15 protein-coding genes, 1 tRNA gene and 1 pseudogene are annotated in these 25,097 nt (G+C 45.8%); 12 read left to right on the top strand and 5 right to left on the bottom strand.

The genetic code is table 11. The annotated features are described in order from the left end of the window. Positions 1-243 precede the first annotated feature (243 nt). Positions 244-1,119, bottom strand: coding sequence for an RluA family pseudouridine synthase (locus EL081_RS09475; RefSeq protein ID WP_164555445.1), 876 nt, complete (start codon positions 1,117-1,119; stop codon positions 244-246). A 183-nt stretch (positions 1,120-1,302) separates the two neighbouring features. Here EL081_RS09475 and pbp2a point away from each other — a divergent pair, with 183 nt between their 5' ends. Next, the gene (pbp2a, locus tag EL081_RS09470) at positions 1,303-3,534 is read left to right on the top strand and encodes a penicillin-binding protein PBP2A (RefSeq protein ID WP_126404947.1); all 2,232 of its coding nucleotides are present in this window, start codon (positions 1,303-1,305) and stop codon (positions 3,532-3,534) included. 324 nt (positions 3,535-3,858) lie between these two features. On the opposite strand, the pseudogene ypfJ reads toward pbp2a, so the two are convergent. Continuing rightward, positions 3,859-4,778, bottom strand: a pseudogene (gene ypfJ, locus EL081_RS09465) (KPN_02809 family neutral zinc metallopeptidase). A gap of 126 nt (positions 4,779-4,904) precedes the next feature. Here ypfJ and rpmG point away from each other — a divergent pair. The 3 genes from rpmG (at position 4,905) to nusG (ending at position 5,965) form a co-directional block, all read left to right on the top strand. Then, positions 4,905-5,057, top strand: coding sequence for a 50S ribosomal protein L33 (rpmG, locus tag EL081_RS09460; protein WP_006595433.1), 153 nt, complete (start codon positions 4,905-4,907; stop codon positions 5,055-5,057). 9 nt (positions 5,058-5,066) lie between these two features. Further along, a complete protein-coding gene (gene secE, locus EL081_RS09455) occupies positions 5,067-5,243 on the top strand; it encodes a preprotein translocase subunit SecE (protein ID WP_006595434.1) in 177 nt (58 codons plus the stop codon). 185 nt (positions 5,244-5,428) lie between these two features. Beyond that, the gene (gene nusG, locus EL081_RS09450; protein ID WP_006595435.1) at positions 5,429-5,965 is read left to right on the top strand and encodes a transcription termination/antitermination protein NusG; all 537 of its coding nucleotides are present in this window, start codon (positions 5,429-5,431) and stop codon (positions 5,963-5,965) included. Positions 5,966-6,053: 88 nt separating this feature from the next. Here nusG and EL081_RS09445 read toward each other — a convergent pair whose 3' ends face one another. Together EL081_RS09445 and EL081_RS09440 are read right to left on the bottom strand one after the other, a co-directional pair. Next, a complete protein-coding gene (locus EL081_RS09445) occupies positions 6,054-6,773 on the bottom strand; it encodes a hypothetical protein (RefSeq protein ID WP_126404946.1) in 720 nt (239 codons plus the stop codon). Between the two features lie 119 nt (positions 6,774-6,892). Next, positions 6,893-6,963, bottom strand: a tRNA-Cys gene (locus tag EL081_RS09440). 312 nt (positions 6,964-7,275) lie between these two features. On the opposite strand from EL081_RS09440, the gene rpsB reads away from it, so the two are divergent. Together rpsB and tsf are read left to right on the top strand one after the other, a co-directional pair. Next, positions 7,276-8,058 carry a 30S ribosomal protein S2 gene (gene rpsB, locus EL081_RS09435; RefSeq protein WP_042507486.1) on the top strand — a complete coding sequence of 261 codons (783 nt, stop codon included), beginning with the start codon at positions 7,276-7,278 and terminating at the stop codon, positions 8,056-8,058. A gap of 78 nt (positions 8,059-8,136) precedes the next feature. Beyond that, entirely contained in the window at positions 8,137-9,177 is a 1,041-nt protein-coding gene (tsf, locus tag EL081_RS09430) for a translation elongation factor Ts (protein ID WP_126404945.1), read from the top strand. 331 nt (positions 9,178-9,508) lie between these two features. On the opposite strand, the gene EL081_RS09425 is transcribed toward tsf, so the two are convergent. After that, positions 9,509-9,979 carry a COG2426 family protein gene (locus EL081_RS09425; RefSeq protein ID WP_126404944.1) on the bottom strand — a complete coding sequence of 157 codons (471 nt, stop codon included), beginning with the start codon at positions 9,977-9,979 and terminating at the stop codon, positions 9,509-9,511. 394 nt (positions 9,980-10,373) lie between these two features. On the opposite strand from EL081_RS09425, the gene EL081_RS09420 reads away from it, so the two are divergent. The 6 genes from EL081_RS09420 to EL081_RS09395 all read left to right on the top strand — a co-directional run bounded on the left by EL081_RS09420 (position 10,374) and on the right by EL081_RS09395 (position 25,040). After that, positions 10,374-17,228, top strand: a complete 6,855-nt coding sequence (locus EL081_RS09420; protein ID WP_126404943.1) for an Ig-like domain-containing protein — start codon at positions 10,374-10,376, stop codon at positions 17,226-17,228. 105 nt (positions 17,229-17,333) lie between these two features. Continuing rightward, the gene (locus tag EL081_RS09415; protein ID WP_126404942.1) at positions 17,334-21,029 is read left to right on the top strand and encodes an alpha-L-fucosidase; all 3,696 of its coding nucleotides are present in this window, start codon (positions 17,334-17,336) and stop codon (positions 21,027-21,029) included. A 230-nt stretch (positions 21,030-21,259) separates the two neighbouring features. Next, complete coding sequence (locus EL081_RS09410; protein WP_126404941.1) at positions 21,260-21,718, top strand: CtsR family transcriptional regulator; 459 nt, start codon at positions 21,260-21,262, stop codon at positions 21,716-21,718. A gap of 7 nt (positions 21,719-21,725) precedes the next feature. Continuing rightward, on the top strand, positions 21,726-24,155 hold the full coding sequence (locus EL081_RS09405) for an ATP-dependent Clp protease ATP-binding subunit (protein WP_126404940.1): 2,430 nt from the start codon (positions 21,726-21,728) through the stop codon (positions 24,153-24,155). 11 nt (positions 24,156-24,166) lie between these two features. Continuing rightward, positions 24,167-24,655, top strand: coding sequence for an ECF transporter S component (locus EL081_RS09400; RefSeq protein WP_126404939.1), 489 nt, complete (start codon positions 24,167-24,169; stop codon positions 24,653-24,655). Next, the gene (locus EL081_RS09395) at positions 24,636-25,040 is read left to right on the top strand and encodes a DUF4430 domain-containing protein (RefSeq protein ID WP_023024640.1); all 405 of its coding nucleotides are present in this window, start codon (positions 24,636-24,638) and stop codon (positions 25,038-25,040) included. The genes EL081_RS09400 and EL081_RS09395 overlap by 20 nt, the downstream gene beginning before the upstream one ends. Positions 25,041-25,097: the final 57 nt, after the last annotated feature.

The following is a 25,097-nucleotide window of genomic DNA, read 5'->3' as shown; positions in this document are numbered from 1 at the left end:
CCGAAAAACTTTCCTTAGGTGAGTACGGACGTCAGCGAACTTCTAAGAAGTTCCATGACTAATTATTGAGCCTAAGGTCTCAATAATTCCGAGTGCTAGATACACTATTGTTTCTAGCACTTTTCTCACAGCGGAAAGTTTTTAATCTTCTTAAATGGCAAAATAAGTCATTTTTTGAAAATCAACTAGCTGTTTTTTGATTACTCTGTAAGGTAATCGATTAGGAGCACCACTCGCTTGGCTCTATGGAGATGTCTGCTCTTTTAATCCTTTTTCAAAACTTGCAGAAGGAGCCTCAACTTGGATTTTTTCTAAGGTAAAGGGGTGGGTGAGTCGCAAGCGGTGGGCATGGAGCATGAGACGAGGAGCTCTTTCTGGGTTGTAGAGAGGGTCTCCCACGATTGGATGGCCATGGTGAGAGAGGTGGACGCGGATCTGGTGGGTGCGACCTGTCTGGAGCTGGCAGTTGACCAAGCTGGTGCGTTTGAAAGTCTTTAAGCTGGTCACATGGGTTTCCGCATAGAGGCCCTTTCGAGGATCAACAATGCGTTTGCGTCGATCGTGGCGATCTCGTCCCAATTTGTCCTTATAAACCAGCTGCTTTTTAGGTAAGTTGCCTAGGATTAAGGCCCAATAGTCTCGTTGGATTTTCTTGTCTTCTAGCAGTCGATTCAGGACGGGTAAAACAAAAGGATTCTTGGCAAAGACAAGAGCCCCACTGGTCTCCTTGTCCAAGCGATGAACCACATAACAGGTCTTTCCGACATAAGTAGAGACATGGTTGAGAAGGGCGATTTCATCTGGTTGATTGGCGTGCGTTTTCATGCCTTCGGGCTTGTTTACGATGATGAGGTGCTCATCTTCATAGAGGATTTCGACCAGGCTAGCATCCCCTGCTAGGAGCTCCTTTTCTTCATAATCTTCCGGATCAAAGGTGAGGGTGAGTTGGTCACCAGCCTGAAGCATCGATTGCCAATGGACAGTCTCCCCGTTGACTTGGACATGTTTTTTTGTTCGCAAAAAATGACGAATCTTTCGTGGGATGAGAAAATAATCTTCAAGGGCCTCTTTGACCGTCATCGTGGGTAAGGCGCTTGGTATCGTTATCGTATAATGCATAGTGTTATTGTATCAGAAAGCAAGAGGAAAGAAAAGGCGAGAAGGAGGGAGAGGAAGGGGGGGACGAGACGCTGAAACCCGCCCTAGAGTAGACTAGATAGCAACCTTAAAGAAAGCTAAAAGTATCCTTTCTTGCGAAGGTCTTTCTTGTCTAGACGTTAGGAAGGTGATAAAATAGGGACTATGAACAAATTAAAAGAATTAATGGAGGGAATGATTCGTCATTTCCAACGAGAAAAAAACCCAAGGAAGATTGCGGAAGAGGTTGAGTTATCAACGGACGGGGAGGAGCAAGCTCCAACCTATAGCCGCTCGGAAAAGTCACGGAGAAAATCTCACTCCCAACATCCGATCAGACGCTTTTGGCGCAAGTATCACTTGACCAAGATCTTCCTACTGATTGGCCTGACCTTTAGTCTCATTGTTGGAGGTTATCTTTTTTACATAGCCAAGACAACCAATGTAGCAGATCTGCAAAATGCCCTCAAGGCGACTACGATCATCTATGATAAAGATGGGAACCAAGCAGGTAGCCTAACGGGGCAAAAAGGGACCTACGTTGAGTTAGATGCCATTAGCGAAAACTTGCAAAATGCAGTTGTTGCGACGGAAGACCGGAGTTTCTACAAAAATAGTGGGATTAACTACGGTCGTTTCTTCCTGGCGATTTTGACTGCCGGTCGCTCTGGTGGGGGATCGACGATTACCCAACAGTTGGCCAAAAATGCCTATCTTTCTCAGGATCAGACGGTTGAGCGGAAGGCCAAGGAGTTCTTCCTAGCCCTTGAGATTAACAAAAAATATAGTAAGAAAGAAATCCTGACCATGTACCTCAATAATGCCTATTTTGGGAATGGGGTTTGGGGGATTGAAGATGCTTCTAAGAAGTATTTCGGTGTATCCGCTAGTGAGTTGACTTTGGATCAGTCAGCTGTCCTTGCCGGTATGCTCAAGGGGCCAGAAATTTATAATCCACTTTATTCTGTCGAGAATGCGACCAATCGTCGTAATACGGTCCTACAAAATATGGTCGCAGCTGGTTATATCGATCAAGCCACAGCAGATCAATTCGCCGCAGTCGACATTCATGGCCAACTGATTGATGCCTATGAAGGCAAGTCAGAAGATTATCGCTACCCGTCCTATTTTGACGCGGTTATCAATGAGGCTGTCAACGAATATGGTCTAACAGAAGAAGATATCATCAAGAATGGTTACCGGATCTACACAGAGATGGACCAGAATTACCAAGCCAGCATGCAGGTCATCTACGACAATGTAGATCTCTTCCCAGTTGCCGAAGATGGCACGCGGGCAGAATCTGGTAGTGTAGCCCTGGATCCTAAGACCGGAGGAGTGCGGGCGATCGTTGGACGCGTGGCTAGTGACCAAGATGTTGGCTTCAGAAGTTACAACTATGCGACTCAATCTGCGAGAAGTCCTGGTTCTACCATTAAACCTCTTGTCGTGTATAGTCCAGCTGTTGCCAACGGCTGGTCGACCAACAAAGAATTGGACAATACGACTAAGGTCTACGGTAGTTATACAGTCGATAACTACGGCGGCATTCAAGGTAGCCCGACTGTCCCTATGTACCAAGCCTTGGCAGAATCTCTCAATCTTCCAGCAGTCGCTACAGCCAATGAGTTAGGGCTTAATACGGTCTTTGATTACGGGACAAAATTTGGTCTCAATATGGACAAGGTAGACAGATCTCTCGGAGTTGCTCTCGGATCTGGTGTGACGACCAATCCGCTTCAGATGGCTCAGGCCTATGGAACCTTTGCCAACGATGGAGTGATGAACGATGCCCATCTCATTACGAAGATTGAAAATGCTAGCGGTCAGGTGGTGAAAAGTCACAGCCAGAAATCGAAACGAGTGCTCAGCAGTTCAGCCAATAAGAAGATGACTAATATGATGTTAGGAACCTTTACCAATGGAACGGGTGTCAATGCAGCACCATATGGTTATACCATGGCTGGTAAAACAGGAACGACTGAAACGGACTTCAATCCCGATCTTTCCGGAGACCAGTGGGTCATCGGCTACACGCCAGATGTGGTCATTAGTCAGTGGCTAGGCTTCCCTAAGACGGATGAAACCCACTATTTGACAGGGACCAGTGCAGAGACAGCCTCAGTGATCTTCCGAAATGTAGCCAATAGCGTCCTTCCTTATACAGAAGGAACTAGCTTTGACAATGAGAAAAATTCTTACCAGGAAAATGGCATTGCCCCTGTCGGTCAAGAAACAGAAACAGAGAGTCCAGAAGAGGACAAGGGCTTCTTTGATACGGTCAAAGAACGCGCTGCAGGTATCGTAGACGATGCCAAAAAAGCCATCGATGAAGCAGATATTCCTGGAAAAGCACAAAATGCCTGGGATACTTTCAAAGGTTGGTTTGGATTCTAAAAATAGATGCTTAAAAGATGGGAAGATTCTTTCCATTCACAGTCTTCTTAGAAACTTTCCTTAGGTGAGTACGGACGTCAGCGAACTTCGAAGAAGTTCCATGACTTAGTTTTGAATCTAAGGCTTCAAAACTCCCGAGTGCTTGAAACATAATGTTTCAAGCACTTTTCTCACGGCGGAAAGTTTCAAGATAGAGTTGAACAACTCCATATAAAATTATATTTATTGAATACCCCCCAGCCATTATAATGCTCAGATAGCTATCGATAGGGTGCTAAAAAAGCCTTCAGATGATGACCTGAAAGGCTTTTGGTTTTAGGGTTGTTACAAGTCTTCGTCAGAGACGCTGAAGGTATCTCCGTGCTCAAAATCACCATATTGGTAACCACGTTTGAACCAGCGCATGCGTTGTTCAGAAGTCCCGTGGGTGAAGCTATCAGGGACGGAGTAGCCATAGGCTTGTTCTTGAAGGGTATCATCCCCCACGGCATGGGCAGCATTGAGCGCTTCTTCGATATCTCCTGTCTCCATGAGGCCTTGTTCTTCAATGTAGCGAGCCCACATACCCGCATAGTAGTCAGCTTGAAGTTCCAAACGGACATTGAGGGCATTTTTTTCTGTCTCGCTTTTCCCTCGGATGGCTTTCTGGTAACTCTGAAGAGTCCCCAATTCGTTTTGGATGTGGTGGCCGACTTCGTGAGCGATGACATAAGCCATAGCAAAATCTCCGCTAGCCTTGTATTTGGTGGTCAACTCTTTGTAGAAGCTGATGTCCAAATAGATCTTTTGGTCTGTCGGACAGTAGAAGGGGCCGGCAGATGCTTGGCCTACACCACAGCCAGTTCGAGTTTGACCTGTATAGAAAACCAAGGTTGGCTTGTGATAGGTTCGGCCTTCATTTTGGAAGGTTTGCCCCCAGAAATCCTCAGTAGTTCCAAGGACTTGACTGACGAATTTGCTATCTCCGTCACTCACCTGGGTATTGCTTTGGCGCGTGACTTGTCCTGAGTTATAGTTCTGCGTGCTTTGACCTTGGTCAAAGAGCCCGCTTAATCCAGCTCCACCGCTCAAAAAGATGAGGACCAGGATCAAGATTAGTTTACTCTTGAAGCTTCCAGGTGAGAGGAGGATTTGTAAAATCCCCCCCCTAAATTCCCACCAGAGCGACCAGATGAGTAGCTTCCGCCACTTTGCCCGCGACGGTCTTCAATGTTTTTACTTTCTTTTAGATGATCGCTTTTCATAATTTCTCCTTTATCTCCTATATTGTACCAAATCGTAGAGAAAAGCCAAACAAAATGCGCTTCCAGAGAGCAGAAGAACTTGTCAAATAGTGGAAAACTTGCTATAATGGTGTGAATGGAGGCGTTATGGCATTAAAAAAAGCAAGTCTAGCGTGTACGGTTTGTGGGTCACGCAACTACTCAATCAAGTTGAGTGCGACGCCAAAACCAAAACGTCTAGAAGTTAACAAGTTTTGTAAACATTGTAGCAAATATACAATTCATAAAGAAACCAGATAGGAGAATGTTGTGAAATTTTTTAAAGATATTTTTGTCTTGCTAAAAAACACGACTTGGCCAAATCGCAAGGAAAGATGGAAAAACTTTATCTCCGTGATTGAGTACACCGCTTTTTTTGTAGCTTTGATTTATTTATTTGACCAAGTAGTGGCTAAAGGTATTTTGAAGCTAATCGATATGTTCTAAAAAAGAAACAAATTTGCGTCCTCAGTGGATGCTTTTTTTCTTATCTTGCTGAAGAAAAACAAGAGAAACTGCTTTGCTTTCTCCGGTTTTATGTTATAATGGAGCTAGGAAAACAAGAGCCAGAAGGCTTTTTTTAGTATCGTGATGAAACGATGGACCTCTGGTAGATAAGAAAGGAAACAAAAATGGATAGTTTTGACAAAGGCTGGTTTGTCCTACAGACCTACTCAGGATATGAAAACAAAGTGAAGGAAAACCTTCTTCAACGCGCACAAACATATAACATGTTGGAAAACATCTTGCGTGTAGAAATCCCTACTCAAACTGTGCAAATCGAGAAGAACGGGAAAACAAAAGAAATCGAAGAAAATCGCTTCCCTGGTTATGTCTTAGTAGAAATGGTCATGACTGATGAAGCTTGGTTTGTTGTTCGGAATACACCAAACGTAACAGGATTTGTTGGATCACACGGGAACCGTTCAAAACCAACTCCACTTTTGGAAGACGAGATTCGTAACATCTTGATTTCGATGGGACAAACAGTTCAAGATTTCAACATTGATGTGAAGGTGGGAGATACTGTACGCATTATCGATGGTGCCTTTGCAGACTACACTGGTAAGATCACAGAAATCGATAACAACAAGGTGAAAATGATTATCACCATGTTTGGAAATGACACTGTGGCAGAAGTCAACCTCAATCAAATTGCAGAATTATAAGGAATGAAAAAGGGGCCTTCCCCCTTGATACAAAGAAATCCTCCAAGACCAGCGTCTTGGAGGATTTGTGTTTGTTGAGAAGGGATTCTTATGCAGGCTCAGAGACTTGGAAGACTGTTTCTTTGTCAAAACCGACAGAGTAGTCCTTCCCGTCTTCACCTTTCCAAGTAAAGATAGTCGCGTAGCCAAAGACGAAAACAGTTTCTGGACGGCCGTGTTTTTCAATGACTTCTTTAGCCGTCATTCCAGGTTGAATATCCTTGAGATTCGTAACCTTTTTAGAGTTAGGCAAGGTGGCAATTTTGTTAGTAGCTTGGCCTTTTTCATTAAAACTAATCATGATACCACTGCCCTCCCCATGCCAGTAACCACTATTATCAGAAGTGGAATCAGTAGGGCCTAACTTGCTGATGGCTTCATCTTTTGTAGTAGGGGCAAGGGCTTCATTTCCGACGAGGATTTCCACTTTAATCTCTTTGAAGGCAACCCATTTTGGCATTTCAGGGATATCCCCGATAGCTTCCAGTGATTCTCCTTGGTCCATCAAGCTCATTGTATAGTTAGGATCCTCGCGCGTGTTAGAGTCTGAAGAGATATGAGAATGATCATCGTCGAAGCCTGATGAAAAATCCTTTTTGCTGGATGCCTTTTTAGAGTATGAACTTCTAGAACTCTTAGAGCTTTTAGAGGTTTTTTTAGAGCTGCTCACAAGAGGTTTTCTTTGGTGAGTCTCTTCTTGTGCTGGTTGGCAAGCAGCGAGCATGGCCAAAGAGAGGATGCTGAGAGCATATAAGGTAACTTTTTTCATAATATCGTTTCCTTTCATGAATGGAAAACACAATCACTGACAAAGGGGCGAAAGTGAGATTCCATCAAGCTGATGTATCAAAAAAGCCCATTGCTGGGCTCATTGATATTTGTTTGTGAAGGCGGTAGACGGATTTGAACCGACGATCAAGCTTTTGCAGAGCCGTGCCTTACCACTTGGCTATACCGCCACAACATATTCTATTTTATCTTAAAAATCAGATAAGGTCAAGAAAAAATTTCAGACAAAAGTCCTCTGAAAGGGAAAGAATGAGAATCGAGCAGAAAAAATAAAAGGAAGGAGGAAGGTCCTGAAGAAAAGCAGGAAAGTCTAGGAATTTCTCTCAAATGACTTGCAAAAAGCTTCTAAATCTGCTATACTAATAAAGTTGCGTAAAGCAATAAATACTCATCCCGGAACCATTGTGGCACCGTTGCCCTTGTGGTCGTGTTGCAAGCTGACGTCTGGGAGAGGAGAAAAAAACAAAAAGGAGAATTTACTCATGGCAGTAATTTCAATGAAACAACTTCTTGAGGCTGGTGTACACTTTGGTCACCAAACTCGTCGCTGGAACCCTAAGATGGCTAAGTACATCTTCACTGAGCGTAACGGAATCCACGTTATCGACTTGCAACAAACTGTAAAATACGCTGACCAAGCATATGACTTCATGCGTGATGCTGCTGCAAACGACGCAGTTGTATTGTTTGTTGGTACTAAGAAACAAGCTGCTGAAGCTGTTGCTGAAGAAGCTGTTCGTTCAGGTCAATACTACATCAACCACCGTTGGTTGGGTGGTACCCTTACTAACTGGGGAACAATCCAAAAACGTATCGCTCGTTTGAAAGAAATCAAACGCATGGAAGAAGAAGGAATCTTCGATGTTCTTCCTAAGAAAGAAGTGGCACTTCTTAACAAACAACGCGCTCGTCTTGAAAAATTCTTGGGTGGTATCGAAGATATGCCTCGTATCCCAGACGTAATGTACGTTGTTGACCCACACAAAGAGCAAATCGCTGTTAAAGAAGCTAAGAAATTGGGTATCCCAGTTGTAGCGATGGTCGACACAAACACTGATCCAGACGATATCGATGTAATCATCCCAGCAAACGATGATGCTATCCGCGCTGTTAAATTGATCACTGCGAAAATGGCTGACGCTGTTATCGAAGGACGTCAAGGTGAAGATGCAGTTGCATCAGTTGAAGCTGAATTGGCAGCAACTGAAACTCAAGCAGATTCAATCGAAGAAATCGTTGAAGTTGTAGAAGGCGACAACGCTTAATTATTACAATCGTAATTACCTAGGAGGGCGGGGCTTAGCCCGGCTCTCCTATTTTTAAAAAAATATAGGAGAATCAAAATGGCAGAAATTACAGCTAAACTTGTTAAAGAGTTGCGTGAAAAATCTGGTGCTGGTGTCATGGACGCTAAGAAAGCCTTGGTTGAGGTTGATGGTGACATCGAAAAAGCAATCGAATTGCTTCGCGAAAAAGGTATGGCTAAGGCAGCTAAGAAAGCTGACCGTGTTGCCGCTGAAGGTTTGACTGGTGTTTATGTGAACGGTAACGTTGCAGCAGTAGTTGAAGTAAATGCTGAAACTGACTTCGTTGCGAAAAACGCTCAATTCGTTGAATTGGTAAACGAAACAGCGAAAGTCATCGCTGAAGGTAAACCAGCTAACAACGAAGAAGCTCTTGCTTTGACAATGCCTTCAGGTGAAACTCTTGAAGCAGCATACGTATCTGCAACAGCTACAATCGGAGAAAAAATCTCATTCCGTCGTTTTGCTTTGCTTGAAAAAACAGATGCACAACACTTCGGTGCATACCAACACAACGGTGGACGTATCGGTGTTATCTCTGTTGTCGAAGGTGGAGACGAAGCACTTGCTAAACAAATTTCAATGCACATCGCTGCAATGAAACCAACTGTTCTTTCATACAAAGAGTTGGATGAGCAATTCGTGAAAGATGAGTTGGCACAATTGAACCACGTGATCGACCAAGACAACGAAAGCCGTGCAATGGTTGGTAAACCAGCTCTTCCACACTTGAAGTATGGTTCTAAAGCTCAATTGACTGACGAAGTTGTCGCTCAAGCTGAAGAAGATATCAAAGCTGAATTGGCAGCTGAAGGTAAACCAGAAAAAATCTGGGATAAAATCATCCCAGGTAAAATGGATCGCTTCTTCTTGGACAACACGAAAGTTGATCAAGCCTACACTCTTCTTGCACAAGTTTACATCATGGATGACAGCAAGACAGTGGAAGCTTACCTTGAATCAGTAAATGCTTCAGTTGTTGAATTCGTTCGCTTTGAAGTTGGTGAAGGTATTGAAAAAGCTTCAAATGATTTTGAAGCAGAAGTTGCAGCTACAATGGCAGCAGCTCTTAACAACTAAGAATAAAAAAAAGAGGTTTCGGTGGAAACCTCTTTTTTTGTAAGGAAGATACCTAAGACATTTGTTTTAGGCATTTTCTAACTATTAAAAACTTAGAATTCATAAAATAACGGAGATATTCTGACTGAAAATTAATTCAAATACATACTGAGGCTTTCCGCCGTGAGAAAAGTACTTGAAACATTGCTGTTTCAAGCACTCGGGAGTTTTGGAACCTTAGATCCAAAACTAAGTCATGGAACTTCGTAGAAGTTCGCTGACGTCCGTACTCACATAAGGAAAGGATCGAAGAAGGTATTTCCTAATCTGATACCATGCTTTTATTTTTTTCTTAATGCGCAAAGGTATTGAGTCCAAAGAGGAGCGAGAGGGTTCCCATGATAAGCCCTGCTAGAATGACTCCCAACATGACCGCTAAAACGCTCCGTTTGAAGTCCCAGTCTAGAATAGAAGCGGCGAGGGTACCAGTCCAGGCTCCAGTTCCTGGCAAGGGAATGCCGACGAAGAGGAGTAGGGCCCAAAAGATTCCCTTATCACCTGCAGCTTCTTCCAATTTTTGACCTCCACGATGGCCCTTGTTGAGACACCAAGTAAAGAAATTCCCAATCACAGGTTTTTCTTTTCCCCACTCCAGGATATGGCGAGCGAAAAAGAAGATAATAGGGACAGGAAGCATGTTTCCAATCACCCCAATCAAAAGAGCTTGCCAGAGAGGAATTCCGCTAGAGATAGCATAGGGAACAGCTCCACGAAGTTCTATCAGAGGAATCATGGAGATCAAAAAAGTAATAATGTAGTTCATGTGGTATCCTTTCAATTCATACTTTTCATTCTACCTTATCTCCGCTGGAATGACAACTATTTCAGACAGGAGAATCCCTTTTTAGGGCATAGAAAAAATCAAACAGGATATAGAGGAGGTCTTGAATCTTTTATACTGAATGATGATCGTCAGCACTATCTTCTTTATCAATTTCTTGTATATGAAAGAGATTTATTCTCTACACAATCCTATTTTATGCTCATAAGAATCAGTTCGACAAAGTATAGTTCTTTTAGTACAAACTATATATTCTTTGCCTGTTCTCTTGTTAAAGGCTCAACTTTTGGTATAGTTAAAATGTAGAGTTTCTTTATTTGCAAACGCATTTTAGAAAGCGCTTACATTTTAAAAAAATCCCAATAGGAGGTTAAATATGGGAAAGTCTTTTTTTGAAAAGCGCAGTGTATTTAGTATTCGCAAGCTCGCGGTTGGAGCTTGTTCTGTTTTAATCGGTGTATCTTTTTTTGGAGCTCCATCAGTATTGGCAGAAGAAGAAGGAAGAGCTGTAACAGAAGAGGAGATGACGTCCACAAGGGAAGCGTCAGAGGTAACGAATGGAGAGGTTGTGACAAGTGATAAAGCTTCAACAACCTTAGAGGCGCCTGCTGTCATTACTCCTGAAAGAAATGAGAGCGAAGTCGAACAGCCACAGGTGGAACCTCAAACAAGTGAACGTTCTGCTGGGGCTACTGAAGAGGCTACGAAAGACCAAAAACAGGTAGCGGAGGACATGGTGCAAGATCGCGAACGAGACTTTAACAAGGACTGGTATTTCAAATTAAATGCAGCTCCTGGTGCAGAAGGTCGCCAGGTGGATGTTAAAAACTGGAAAAAATTAGATTTACCCCACGATTGGTCAATCTTCTTTGACTTCGATCACAACTCTCCGGCTCAAAATGAAGGGGGACAATTAAACGGTGGGGATGCTTGGTATCGCAAGACCTTCCGTTTGGAAGACAAGGACCTCGATAAGAAGGTGCGTTTGGAATTTGGTGGAGTTTACATGGATTCGAAAGTCTATGTAAATGGGCAATTTGTTGGTCATTATCCAAATGGCTACAATGCTTTTTCTTATGATATTACTCCTTATTTGAATGCGGATGGAAGTGAAAATACCATCGCGGTTCATGTAGTCAACCAACAACCAAGTAGTCGTTGGTATTCTGGAAGTGGGATCTATCGTGATGTCAAACTCAGTGTGACGGACAAGGTTCATGTGGCTAAGTATGGGACCACCATCACGAGTTCAAAATTAGAAGAACAACAGAATGGGGCAGTCGATACTCTTGTGAAGAGTCGTATTGTTAACCAAGATGATCAAGCCCATAGTATTTATGCAGAATACGAAATCGTCGATCAAAATGGTCAAGTGGTCAGTGAAAAGGTACGTAGTGAAGTTCAATCCGTTTTGGCTGGTCAAGAGATCAACCTGTCTCATACTCTTCATGTTGAAAAACCGACCCTCTGGGATGTGAAGACCAATAACCCAGCTCTCTATACGCTGTATACGCGGGTCTATCGGGATTCGCAGTTGGTCGATGTGCAAAAGGAACGCTTTGGCTACCGCTATCTGAACTGGACACCAGAAGGGGGCTTCTTCCTTAACGGAGTGGCTACGAAATTCCACGGTGTTTCCCTTCACCATGACCATGGGGCTCTCGGAGCTGAGGAAAATTACAAGGCTGAATACCGTCGCCTCAAACAGATGAAGGACATGGGAGTCAATGCCATCCGGACGACCCACAACCCAGCCAGTGAACAAACCTTGCAAATTGCGGCCGAGTTGGGCTTGATGGTCCAAGAAGAAGCTTTTGATACTTGGTATGGTGGTAAGAAACAATACGATTACGGTCGATTCTTTGAAAAGGATGCAACGCATCCAGAAGCTCGTAAAGGGGATAAGTGGTCTGACTATGACCTTCGAACCATGGTAGAGCGAGGCAAGAACAATCCTTCTATTGTGATGTGGTCAATCGGTAACGAAATCGGTGAGGCAGATGGATCTGATAAGTCTGTCGCAACCGTTCGTCGTCTCGTAAAGACCATCAAGGAAGTGGACGCAACTCGCTATGTCACCATGGGAGCTGATAAATTCCGCTTTGGTGATGGATCAGGAGGGCATGAAAAGGTAGCGGCAGAGCTCGATGCAGTTGGATTTAACTATTCAGAGGCCAACTATGAAAGCCTACGAGCTAAACACCCAAACTGGCTCATTTATGGTTCTGAAACCTCTTCTGCGACGCGGACACGGGGCTCTTACTACCACCCTGAAAGAGAATGGGTCGGAAGCAACCAAGAAGACCGCCACTATGAACAATCAGACTACGGCAATGACCGGGTTGGTTGGGGTCGGACAGCGACAGCCTCTTGGACCTTTGACCGCGATCATGCCGGCTATGCAGGGCAATTTATCTGGACAGGTACCGACTATATCGGTGAGCCAACACCATGGCACAACCAAAATGACACACCTGTGAAAAGTTCTTATTTCGGTATTGTCGATACTGCCGGCCTTCCGAAGAATGATTTTTACCTGTACCAAAGTCAATGGTTGTCAGCTGAGAAACATCCAATGGTCCATCTCTTACCGCATTGGAACTGGGAAAATCCAGAATTGGCCAATCGTGTCATGGATGAAGAAGGTCGGATCCCTGTTCGGTCCTTCTCTAATGCCCACAGTGTGGAATTGATTGTCAATGGGGAATCACAAGGGGTCAAGACCTTTACCAAGAAGACCACAGCAGATGGCCGGACCTACCAAGAAGGGGCAAATCCGGATGAACTCTATCTAGAGTGGTTGGTTCCTTATGTACCAGGTAAAGTGGAAGCTATTGCGCGCAACGAAGCAGGCGAAGTGATCGCCCGTGATCAGATCGAGACAGCTGGGAAGCCAGCCGGTGTTCGTCTATTGAAAGAAGAACACGCGATTGCAGCAGACGGCAAGGATCTGACCTATATTACCTATGAAATCGTCGATGAAGAAGGTCGTGTGGTCCCAACTGCCAATAACTTGGTGCATTTCCATCTGCATGGGCAAGGTCAAATTGTCGGTGTCGATAACGGGGAACAAGCCAGCCGGGAACGCTACAAAGCGCAGGAAGATGGCTCATGGCAACGTCGGGCCTTTAACGGCAAAGGGGTTGTCATTGTCAAATCGACTGAGCAAGCAGGTGCCTTTACCCTGTATGCAGACTCAGACCGCTTGCAGTCAGACCAAGTTAGCCTCTTTACTGGTAAGAAGGACCAGGAAGAACGCTCTGTCTTGGGGGTCGAACCGGTTCGAACTCAAGTGTACTTGGGACAAAATCCTGAACTTCCAAGTCACGTATCTGTCGTCTATAGTGATGGCAAGGCCCAAGAAGAAGCCGTCGAATGGGATGCAGCAGACTATAGTCGTGCTGGCCAAGTCCGGGTGACAGGTCATGTTCAAGGACGGACGGTCGAAGCTCTGGTCGATGTGATCGGTGTGGAGCAAGTCCTTCCAGTTATCAAACAAATCCCACAGGGAGCAGATCTAACGACAGTGGATAAGACAGTGCAATTGGTCTTCACAGATGGCCGGACAGTTAGCTATGAAGTTGATCAATGGACCTTGGAAGCTGGTCAAGAAGATCAGTTGTCCACACCAGGTGCTCGCTTGAAGGCGACAGGTCTCCTAGGCAATGGGGAAACGGTCCAAGCGACGCTAGTGGTTGCAGGAGGAGATGTAGCCAAGGCTAAGAAACCAACGGTTCAGCTAGATGGGGTAGCCCTTCCAAAATTTGGTAGTGGCAACCATACCATTTTCCGTTCCCTCGCTTATGGGCAAGAGCCAGGTCAAGTCACAGCAAGTGCAGAAAATGCCCAAGTGACGGTACTACAAGCTAGCCGTGAAAATGGTTTGAAAGCTCAAATCTATGTTACCGCTAAGGATACGGGAGCTGTACAGACCTATGTGGTCCAATTCCAAGAAGAAAGTCCACAGATCCAACGTTTAGAATTGCGTCTGCCAGAAGGGCAAGAACTCAAGGAAGACCAAACAGTACTACTTGAAGTCATTGCTCATTACCAAGATGGTAGCCAGGCAAGTCTCAAAGCAGATCAAATCGATGTGGCAACAGCAGCGGGAAGTCAAGGAAAAGCAGTCGCAACCAATAAAGGTTTGGAATTGCGAGAAGCAGGATTGGTTCATTTACAAGCTAGCTTCCAAGGACAAACGGGAGAAGTCACCTTTACCATCACGCCAAATCCTGAAGAAAAGACGGTTGTCAAGGTGCGTCCTGTACGGATCAGCACCGATCGAAACGTTTTGCCAGCTCTTCCAGAGACCGTCTTGGTCGAGTATGATAAGGGATTCCCGAAAGAAAAACGTGTGACCTGGGATACCGTGGCAGCAGATCAAGTCAAGGATTACCATAGCTTTACAGTCACAGGTCATGTAGAGGGTGTGGAAAAAGAAGCCCAAGCTCAAGTCACCGTTGAAGGCATTATCGCTGTAGAAGAAGTCAGCACGACAACGCCAGTTGGTGAAAAACCAGCCCTTCCAGAAAGCGTGCGGACTTATCACTCCAATGGCAAGACCTATGCTGCCAAGGTGGCCTGGGATGCGGTCGATCCGCAACTCTTGGCCCAAGAAGGAGAAGTTGTCATAGCAGGCCGTGTAGAAGGAACCAACCTTCCAACACGTCTTCATATTCGTGTTTCTAGCACCACAGTCAAGGGAGCCAATGTAGCTGAGCAATGGACAGGATCAGTCTTGCCACTCGCTTTTGCAAGTGACTCTAACGATGCGGATCCAGTTGCTAAGGTCAATGATAAGGTCATCTCCTTTACCGATGCTCCAGCTAACCGTTGGACCAACTGGGGCCGTGACAATGCGGAAGATTCTGTTGGTATCTTGTTTGGGGATTCTGGTATCTTGACCAAGCGAGCAGTGGACAACCTCCATGTTGGTTTCCACGAAGACCACGGCGTTGGGGCTCCAAGTGAATATGTGATTGAGTACTATACAGGGGAACAAATCCCAACTGTTCCAAGCAATCCAAATCGCGTCAAAGACGAAACAGACCATCCATTTAACAATCCAGCCAACTGGAAAGAAGTCAGCAACCTAACCGTTGAAGAACCGGTAGCAGCTGGCAAGATGAATCATTTCAGTTTTGATAAAGTCGACACCTATGCTGTTCGTATCCGTATGAAGACACCAGAAGGCAAACGTGGAAGCTCTATTTCAGAGATTCAGGTATTTGCCAATAAGGTTGCGGCAGAAGAAAAGAGCCAGGTGACCATTCGTGTCAACGGTGAGGTTTTACCAGGAGTTAATCCAAGTGTGACCGATTACTACATCGATGCGCGTGATCGGGCTTATCCACAAGTGGAAGCGACGGCTAGCCATCACGGTCTTGCAACGGTTGTGCCAAGCGTCCATGAAGGTGAGCCAATCCGTGTCATCCATAAAGCAGAAGATGGTACTATCTTACAAGAATACCGCCTCCATCTCACAAGTGATGCAGAAAAACTGAAACAAGCTACCCCAGTAGCAGTAGAAGCAGGCAGACGTTTTGTCAAAGTCGGTCAAGATCTGGTTCTACCATCTACAGTAGGTGTCTACTTCAAAGGGGACACAGGTTATGAACGCAAGGAACTGACGGTGGACTGGCAGGCTATCCCAGCTGATGCACTTTCTCATGAAGGCAACTTCACGTTAGAAGGAAAGGTCCTCGGTTATGATCTGACAGCTCAGCTGACCGTCCGGGTGTCAGAAAAGACAGGAGAAATCCTCTCTGTGAACCGTGACTACAATGCAGAGGATACCAGAGCATTTGCTAGTGAAACCAACGATCTCGATCCAAATCAAATCGACTATATCGATTACATCAATGATGGTGGCTACAACGAGTACTACCGTTGGACCAACTGGAAGAGAGAGCCAGATCAAACCGAAGTGTTTGCTGGTCTCATTTTCAAGAAAAATGGTCAAGTAACAGAGCGCTTAGTCAATAAAGTAGCAGTCGATTTCTTTGCAGATCAGGAAACAGGTCTGCCAACGAAAACGGTTCTTGAACGCTACATTGGTCCAGACTTTGATGTTCCGGATGATTATGGCAATCTGAAGAATCTTCCAGATCATCCATTTAACCAGGCCTCTAACTGGGAAGAAATTCCTTACAGCTTGGATTATGCCTTTGAGCCTGGTTATATCTCTAACCTCAGCTTCAACGAAACCAGAACCAAAGCCATCCGTTTAAGAATGGTCCGTGATGAAAATCTTAAAGGAATCGGAATCGTTGAATTGAGCGCCTATGCCCCAACAGAAGAGGCCCAGGCAACAACTGATGTCACGATCCAAGTGAATGGCAAAGACCTAGAAGGTTTTAAAGCAGATGTGACAGATTATCATCTAGAGTATGAGGGAGAACGTCCAATCGTTTCAGCACAAGGCAAGAATGGAACAGCCGTTACGGTCGTGGATGCTAAAAGTGCCAATGCTCCGGTTCTTGTCAAGGTTGTCTCAGAAGATGGCAAGCTCGAAAAAGTATATCAACTTTCTCTATCCGCAAAAGCACCTACAGGCTCGGCCATTCCTGAAGAAGGGGTTAAGAATCTGGTTCATACGAAGCCAGAACTTATCATTGAGGCAGAGGGACTTGATTTTGCGCATGAAGAACGTCCAAATGATAGCTTGCCGAAAGGTGAGAAGAAGCTTGTGCAAGAAGGCCAAGCAGGACGCAAGCTCCATCTTGTAGAAGTATCACAAGAAAACGGAGTGGAAACACGTAAGGAAGTCGATGCTTTTGTCGAGGTGGAACCGGTAGCAGAGATCACAGAAGTCGGCACCAAGGAAGTTCCAACGGAAAATCCAAGTGACAAGCCAACACCACAGCCACAACCACAACCACAGCCGCAACCAGAGCCAGAGCTGCAGCCACAACTACAACCACAACCAGAGCCACAACCGCTTCCGAACTCAGAACATCCTCATGCCTCAGAAAGACCAGAGCTAGCAGAAACTTCTAAGTCATCTGTTGGGGTGGACCCTGTCAGTCAGAAAGGAATCGTTTCAGCAGGGAAGGAAGTCGAGAAAATAGCTCAAACACCAGCAGTTTCAGTAACTTCAGTTTCCGAAGGTAGATTACCAAATACGGGAACGGAAGAAAGCGTCGCAAGCCTTGTAGCAGGAATCCTAGCAGCAGGACTTGCTGGTGCTGTGCTGGATGATAAGAAAAAAAGAGCCGATAAGGCCAAGTAAAAAAGCTGGATAAATCAGTAAACATACGGTGAAAAATTCACAGGTAACAGAAAGAGGATGGGGGAGTCTCCACCCTCTTTACCTGATGACATAAAGGAATGGAATATGGGAAAAAGATTATTTGATCAGAGAAATCGATTTGGCATTCGCAAACTCTCAGTAGGGGTTTGCTCCGTAGTGGTAGCGACTTGTTTTTTAGGAGTCACTACCAGTTATGCAGAGGAACAAGCTGAGAGGAGTGAGACTCGTGAAGAACGAGTCGACACAAGTGATGTCGAACATCAAGGGGAGGAGGAAACAGCTGTGAAAGAGCACCAAGAAGAATCAGAACATTCCTCACCCGTAACGAGTGAGAAAGAAAGCCGAGCAGTCAGCCAAGGGACAGAAGCAACCCAACCAGCCACTTCTCTAGATGAGGAGCCTGAGATTGCGGATTACGGACCGCTTCCAAGTAAGGCCCAAATGCAATATCACCGCGAAGAACTAGCAGCCTTCATCCACTTTGGGATGAATACTTATTACGATCGTGAGTGGGGAGATGGGCAAGAAGATCCTTATTATTTCTATCCAGAGCATCTGGATACCGATCAGTGGATCAAAACCCTGAAGGATGCTGGTTTCAAACGGACCATCATGGTCGTCAAGCACCACGATGGCTTCCTCTTGTACCCTTCTAAATACACCGACCATACCATTGCCAAAAGTGGTTGGAAGGAAGGGAAAGGCGATATCCTAGCCGAGGTTTCTGCTTCTGCCAGCAAGTATGACATGGATATGGGGGTCTACCTCTCGCCTTGGGATGCTCACAGCCCGCTCTACCATGTGGATACAGAGGACCAATACAACGAATACTATCTCAACCAGCTCAAAGAAATCCTTGAAGATCCAAAATATGGTAACAAGGGCAAGTTCGTAGAAGTCTGGATGGATGGAGCGCGGGGCGATGGGGCTCAAAAAGTCACCTATACCTTCGACAAGTGGTTTGATGCCATTCGTAAGGCCCAAGGGGACATTGCCATCTTCTCGGCTGAGCCCACCAATGTTCGTTGGATCGGAAATGAGAAGGGGATCGCTGGAGATCCAGTTTGGCATAAGGTCAATCCAGATAAGATTCGTAACAATCCATCTAATAGTTACCTCAATCACGGGGATCCAGAAGGGAAGCAATACTCAGTGGGAGAAGCGGATGTTTCTATTCGCTCCGGCTGGTTCTACCATGACAACCAAGAGCCTAAGTCCTTGCGCGAATTGATGGACATTTACTTCAAATCGGTCGGCCGTGGAACCCCGCTTTTGCTTAATATTCCACCGAATCAAGATGGGAAATTTGCGGATGCCGATGTGGCCCGTTTGAAAGAATTCCGCCAGACTTTGGACCAACTCTACAGCGTGGACTATGCGGCGGGCGCTTTGGTAGAAGCTGACTCGACACGGCGCAATTCTCATTACTCAGCCAGCCATTTGACGGATGGAGATGAGAAGACCAGTTGGGCACCTGCCGATGATGCCAAGACCGGATCTTTTGTCCTCGATCTTGGAAAAGAGCAACATTTTGATGTGGTAGAGCTCAAAGAAACCATCGAGAAAGGCCAACGGATTTCCGGTTTCACCATCGATGTAGCGGTGAATGGGCAATGGGTTCCTTTTGGTGCTGGTTCAACCGTTGGATACCGCCGTTTGATCAAAGGTCAACCAGTTGATAGTCGCTACCTCCGGGTGTCCATCACCGATGCCCAAGCCACTCCAATCTTGAACGGCGTCTCTGTCTATAAGACGCCATCTAGCATTGAAGAAACCGATGGCTATCCGCTTGGTTTGGCCTATCATTCTGACCGGACTGCTGACCGTGCCAATAGCCAATGGAATGAAGAGGGAGAAGGCGTTCGAGGCACCTCTATGTGGACCAAGGAAAAGGGAGCTTCTGCAACCTATCAGTTCGAAGGGACCAAAGCCTATGTGGTCGCAACCGTAGACCCTGGTCATGGGGAAATGGATGTCTATGTCGATGGCCAAAAACTAGCGACGGTTAATACCCAAAGTCCAACCCGCAAACGCAGCCAAAAGGTTTATGAAACACCGGATTTGAAAGCAGGAGCCCATACTTTGACCTTGGTCAATAGCAAGGGAGATGCGATCGCAACGGAAGGGATTTATGCCCTCAATAACCAAGAAAAGGGTCTCTTTGAGTTTGCCCAGCCAACCCTAGCCGTTAAGAAAGGCGACCCAGCGCAAGTCGTTGTCAAGAGAAAGGGTGGCTCTAAAGGAAGTGCCAGTCTTAAATTAATCACAGAACCAGGAACAGGGGTTCATGGCAAGGTTTATAAAGATACCAATGTCACTCTCGAGTTTGCAGATGGAGAGACAGAAAAAACAGTCCAAGTCCCAACCCTTGATTTTGCAGGCAAGGCGACAGATGTCTATGACTTTAAGGTCAAATTGTTGCATCCGGATCAAGGAAGCCTGGTCGGCTTTATTCCAGAGCTGACAGTCCAAGTGATGAACGAGGACCTGCTTCCAGAAAATCGTAAAGAAGTGGACGACCAAAATCCAAAACTGTACTACAGCCAAGGCTGGCATCATGAGACAGACAATCAAAATTTCTCAAATGGCACAGAATCTTGGTCGAGTTTTAACCAAGTGACCGATGAGGAAGGCAAGAAACACATTGATGTGACCATCACCTTTAAGGGAACTGGTGTGGAGGTTCGAGGAGTGGTTGATCCAAGCCATGGTCTCTACAGCGTCACCCTAGACGGAAAAGAAATCGCCTTTGAAGAAGGACGTGGTCATGATTATGAGATTGAAGGCGATCATTACTTCAGTGGCTATGGAGACCAACGCAAGCTCGATCAGAGTTTGGTCAATCTGCAAGGTCTAGCAAAAGGCTACCACCAGCTACGCTTGCACCTAGATCCAGCCCTCAATGATCCTCAGTCATCTAGAGCCATCCAGGTAGACCGGTTTGTCCTATCAGGAAAAGATAGTCAGTTGCTCAGTCAAGAAGAGCTACAACAGATTATCAAAGAAGGAGTAGAAAAGATCAAGGCTACTTCTCTCGATCGCTTGAAAGCAGCCCTCAAACCGACTATTCAACATCAATTGACTGAATTGACTCAGTTGTTGAATCAAGAGCGACCAGATTTGGTTGTTGCAGCGAATCAAGTGGAAGCCCTTAAAACCATCTTAGAAGATGCTCACAATTATGAACCGTTGACGCAGACACGCCCAGACGAAGGTGTTCGGGATTTGATTCTTGAAAAGCCAGAACTGCTCATCGAAGCGGAGGAGATTCCATTTGAGAGTCAAACGCGTGAAAACAAGGACTTGGCCAAGGGCGAAAGCCGGATCCTTCAAGCAGGGAAGGTTGGACGCCGGTTGAAGTTAATCGAGGTTCGACAAGAAGAAGGCAAAGAAATTCGGACAGAAGTCGATGCCTTTGTCGAAGTAGAAGCCCAGGACCAGATAACAGAAGTCGGAACAGGAGTGGTAGAAGAAAATCCAATTATTCCGGATGTGCCGCTACCAACAAGTCCAAGTGAAGACTCACAAGAAACGAAACCGTTGCTTCCGCTAGAAGACAAAAAAGAAAGTGGAATTTCTCGGATGTTGACACCGACGGCGCTAAATGCGACTCCTCTTTCTCCTGTGTCTACATCAGAAGCCGTAAATCCAGATGCTGTGCAGTCGAAAGAAAAACTGCCACAGACAGGATCAGAGAAGGCAAGTTTCTTAGCTTGGATCGGACTACTCGGCTTAGGCTTCTTAGGCGGAAGAGTGAAATACGCTCGTAGGAAATCCTAAAGTCCCTTCTACAAGAGGTTAGCAATAGCTAGCCTCTTTTTTGGCCTCCTTCTGGCTACCAACAAGGGCCCTCCGATTCCATCTCGACGTAGTCTTTGCTTTATTTACAGGCGTAAAAATTGTATAATAGTCAGATAAGGTCAAGAATAACATCATGGATGGTGAGACCATTTTTGATTCTCTGAAAAGCAGAGAACTTATCTAGAATGAAAACGTCAGAAAGGAGCATCATGGCAAGTAAAAATACATCAGATAGCATTGAGGCCTATATCAAGTCGCTACTGGCCCAAGCAGGCATCGCAGAGCTCAAGAGAAGCGAATTAGCGGATGTCTTCCAAGTTGTTCCTAGTCAAATCAATTATGTGATCAAAACCCGCTTCACCGAAAGTCGAGGCTATATCGTAGAGAGCAAGCGTGGAGGTGGCGGTTATATCCGGATTGGCAAGGTCCAATTTTCAGATCAACACCAGATGCTAAAAGAGCTTGGCGCAAGCATCAGAGAACAAATCAGTCAGACTGTTTTTGGCGATATCCTTCAAATGCTATTTGAAGAAAAACTCCTTACAAAGAGAGAGGCAGAGCTTTTGTCAGTGACGACGACAGACGAGGTTCTGGGAAGTGAAGCCCATCGCTTACGAGCCAATATCCTACGAAAAATTATCCAACAAGTCGATAGAAAGGGAATGTAATCTCCTTATGAACTATTCAAAAGCCCTATTAGAAACGATTGAAGCCGCTCAAATCTTGGCGGGTCATTTTGAGTCCCAAACGCTAGATACCTGGCATATCCTAGTGGCCCTAGCCAATAATCCTTATAGTGTAGCTGGTTCCGTCTTAAGTGACTATCCTATGCAGATTGATGATTTTCAAGATGCGGCTGAGCACATTACGGGTCAAGTCTACCAACGGGATGGCCGCTATGAGGTATTTCCTTTTTCTTTCCGTGTCGAAGAAATCATGAAACGTTCCCAAGAGATTGCCCAGGCAGTCCATGCCAAAAGTCTTGGAACAGAGCATGTCCTCTTGGCGCTTCTATTAGAGCGGGGGACCTTGGCTTCTCAAGTATTGGAGTATGTCGGCTTCCGCTATGATGATCAGGAAGAGGGCATTAAAATCGTCGAGCTTCGTAAGAGCTTGGAACAACGAGCAGGTTGGGACAAGGAAGCTGTCAAGGCCATTCGTTCTCTCTATCGGGCCCAGCAACCCAATCGTCAAACCATGGGAAATATGATGGGCATGCCAGCCTCTACCAGCGGTGGTTTGGAAGACTACACCCGAGATCTGACAGAAATGGCTCGCAATGGCAGTTTGGAACCGGTGATTGGTCGGGGTCAAGAAATCTCGCGGATGATTCAGATTTTGAGCCGCAAAACGAAAAATAACCCGGTCCTGGTCGGTGATGCCGGTGTCGGAAAGACTGCTCTGGCTTTGGGCTTGGCCCAACGGATTGCCAGTGGAGATGTCCCGACGGAGCTGGCTAAGATGCGGGTCTTAGAGTTGGACTTGATGAATGTTGTCGCAGGGACGCGGTTCCGTGGAGATTTTGAAGAGCGGATGAACAACATCATCAATGATATTGAAGAAGATGGCCATGTTATCCTCTTCATCGATGAGCTCCATACCATTATGGGATCTGGCTCTGGGATTGACTCTACCTTGGATGCGGCCAATATCTTGAAGCCTGCCTTGGCTCGCGGCACCTTGCGGACCGTAGGAGCGACCACGCAAGAAGAATACCAAAAACACATTGAAAAAGACGCTGCTCTGTCACGCCGCTTTGCCAAGGTCTTGATTGAGCAACCCTCTGTTGCAGATAGCATCGCGATTTTGCAAGGGCTCAAGAAGACCTATGAACGTCACCACCGCGTCCATATTACGGATGCGGCTATTGAGACAGCTGTTGTCTATGCCAATCGTTATTTGACCAGTCGCCTCTTGCCTGACTCCGCCATTGACCTCTTGGATGAAGCAGCAGCGACCGTGCAAAATGAGGGGCCTCAAGCCGGTCTTCAGTCCGACTTGACAGCTGCTGATCAAGCCTTGCTCAAGGGGCAGTGGAAAAAAGTTGCTCAGTTGCTAAAAGAAGATGCCAGTCCAAAAGGCTACCAGCTAGAAGTCAAGGAAGAGGATATCCTGAAGACGCTCAGTCAATTGTCAGGCATTCCTGTGGAGAAACTAACCCAAACAGCGGCTAAGAAATACCTTGAATTGGAAGCAGAACTTCATAAGCGCGTGATCGGTCAGGATCAGGCTGTCTCAAGTATCAGCCGAGCGATCCGTCGTAATCAGTCGGGAATTCGGTCTCACAAGCGGCCGATTGGTTCCTTCCTCTTCCTCGGTCCGACTGGGGTCGGGAAAACCGAGCTTGCCAAGGCCCTTGCAGAGGTCCTCTTTGATGATGAGTCTGCTTTGATCCGCTTTGACATGAGTGAATATATGGAGAAATTTGCGGCCAGTCGTCTCAACGGTGCCCCTCCAGGCTATGTCGGTTATGAAGAAGGGGGCGAGTTGACGGAAAAAGTCCGCAACAAACCTTATTCAGTCCTCTTGTTTGATGAGGTGGAAAAAGCCCATCCAGATATCTTTAATGTTCTCTTGCAAGTCTTGGATGACGGTGTCTTGACCGACAGCAAGGGACGCAAGGTGGACTTCTCTAATACGATTATAATCATGACCTCAAACTTGGGAGCTACCGCTTTACGAGATGATAAGACAGTTGGCTTTGGCGCCAAGGATATTCGCTTTGACCAAGCCAATATGGAGAAACGCATCTTTGAAGAGTTGAAGAAGACCTATCGACCAGAGTTTATCAACCGGATTGATGAGAAGGTTGTCTTCCATAGCTTGACCAGTGACCAAATGCATGAGATTGTCAAGATTATGGTGAAACCGCTGGTTCAATCTCTAGCAGAGAAGGGCATTACTCTGAAATTCCAAGCGTCTGCTCTTAAATGGCTGGCGACTCACGGATATGATCCAGAGATGGGAGCACGTCCTTTGCGCCGGACCATCCAGACCCAGGTGGAAGACTACTTGGCAGAGATCCTCTTGAGAGGAGAAGTGGCTGAAGGGCAAACCCTCAAGGTAGGTGTTAAGTCTGGTCAGCTTAACTTTACGATTGACTAGGAGGATATGCAGTGCCTCTCAAACGCTTGACCCGAATCACCCTCTTAGCAGCCCTCTGTGTGGTATTGAGACAAGCCTTTGCCTTCTTGCCCAATGTCCAACCCATTAGTGCCATTTTCTTTTTACTGGTGCTATTTGAAGATTGGCAATTTGCCTGTTTGGTGATGGCGGTCACCATGTTTACCTCGGCTTTTCTCTTGGGGATGAGCCCAGTGGTGGTCGCTCAGATACTGGCCTTTGGCCTCCTCTTGACTCTTTGGCGGGGGCTTTACCGCCACTTGTCTTTGCAAGTCCAAACTCTGGTAGTCGGCATCTTATCCTTTCTCTACGGGATAGTGATTGACAGTCTTTATGCTGTCCTCTACCACATGCCTTGGTGGACCTATGCCCTGGTGAATGGCTTTAGCTTTAACCTGGCTCACGCCCTTTCCACCGCCTGTTTTTACCCTCTACTTTATGTAGTATTTAGGAGATTGTATCATGAAAAAAACACTTTATAGCTTCTTTGCTGTCCTAGCAGCTCTTGTATTGGTCAGTTGCGGACAAAGCAAATCATCGACTACGGAAAGCTCAGCTTCTAGCTCACAAGTAGCGAAAGAAAAACAAATTACCATTACGGTCAGTATCGCCCCTGAAGGGCAAGAAGCTCAAAGCAAGACCTTAAAGGTTGCTGAAAAAGCCAACCTGATGGAAGTCCTGAAAGCTAACTACAAGATTGAGGAGAAGAGTGGCCTCATCACCTCAATCGATGGCGTAGCCCAGGATGAAAGCAAGGGACTCTATTGGATGTACAAAATCAATGGAGAGATGGCACCAAAAGGGGCAGCAGAAACTACTGTCCAAGATGGAGATACCATCGAATTTTATCAAGAAGTTTATCAATAAGAAAGAGAGTGAATGCTTGGAGTAGGGCTCCATTTGTTCACTCTTTTTTTGAAACTA

This window comes from Streptococcus viridans (genome assembly GCF_900636365.1).
In the GTDB taxonomy this organism is placed as follows: domain Bacteria; phylum Bacillota; class Bacilli; order Lactobacillales; family Streptococcaceae; genus Streptococcus; species Streptococcus viridans_A.
The sequence above is the reverse complement of the archived record's forward strand: the minus strand, read 5'-3'. Positions and strand labels throughout refer to the sequence as shown.

Bases quoted from the DNA above. Each gene is read 5' to 3' on its own strand.
- EL081_RS09475 (WP_164555445.1), bottom strand. From the start codon at position 1,119: ATGCATTATACGATAACGATACCAAGCGCCTTACCCACGATGACGGTC.
- tsf (WP_126404945.1), top strand. From the start codon at position 8,137: ATGGCAGAAATTACAGCTAAACTTGTTAAAGAGTTGCGTGAAAAATCT.
- pbp2a (WP_126404947.1), top strand. From the start codon at position 1,303: ATGAACAAATTAAAAGAATTAATGGAGGGAATGATTCGTCATTTCCAA.
- EL081_RS09420 (WP_126404943.1), top strand. From the start codon at position 10,374: ATGGGAAAGTCTTTTTTTGAAAAGCGCAGTGTATTTAGTATTCGCAAG.
- EL081_RS09425 (WP_126404944.1), bottom strand. From the start codon at position 9,979: ATGAACTACATTATTACTTTTTTGATCTCCATGATTCCTCTGATAGAA.
- EL081_RS09415 (WP_126404942.1), top strand. From the start codon at position 17,334: ATGGGAAAAAGATTATTTGATCAGAGAAATCGATTTGGCATTCGCAAA.
- rpsB (WP_042507486.1), top strand. From the start codon at position 7,276: ATGGCAGTAATTTCAATGAAACAACTTCTTGAGGCTGGTGTACACTTT.
- nusG (WP_006595435.1), top strand. From the start codon at position 5,429: ATGGATAGTTTTGACAAAGGCTGGTTTGTCCTACAGACCTACTCAGGA.
- EL081_RS09445 (WP_126404946.1), bottom strand. From the start codon at position 6,773: ATGAAAAAAGTTACCTTATATGCTCTCAGCATCCTCTCTTTGGCCATG.
- EL081_RS09410 (WP_126404941.1), top strand. From the start codon at position 21,260: ATGGCAAGTAAAAATACATCAGATAGCATTGAGGCCTATATCAAGTCG.
- rpmG (WP_006595433.1), top strand. From the start codon at position 4,905: ATGGCATTAAAAAAAGCAAGTCTAGCGTGTACGGTTTGTGGGTCACGC.
- EL081_RS09405 (WP_126404940.1), top strand. From the start codon at position 21,726: ATGAACTATTCAAAAGCCCTATTAGAAACGATTGAAGCCGCTCAAATC.
- EL081_RS09395 (WP_023024640.1), top strand. From the start codon at position 24,636: ATGAAAAAAACACTTTATAGCTTCTTTGCTGTCCTAGCAGCTCTTGTA.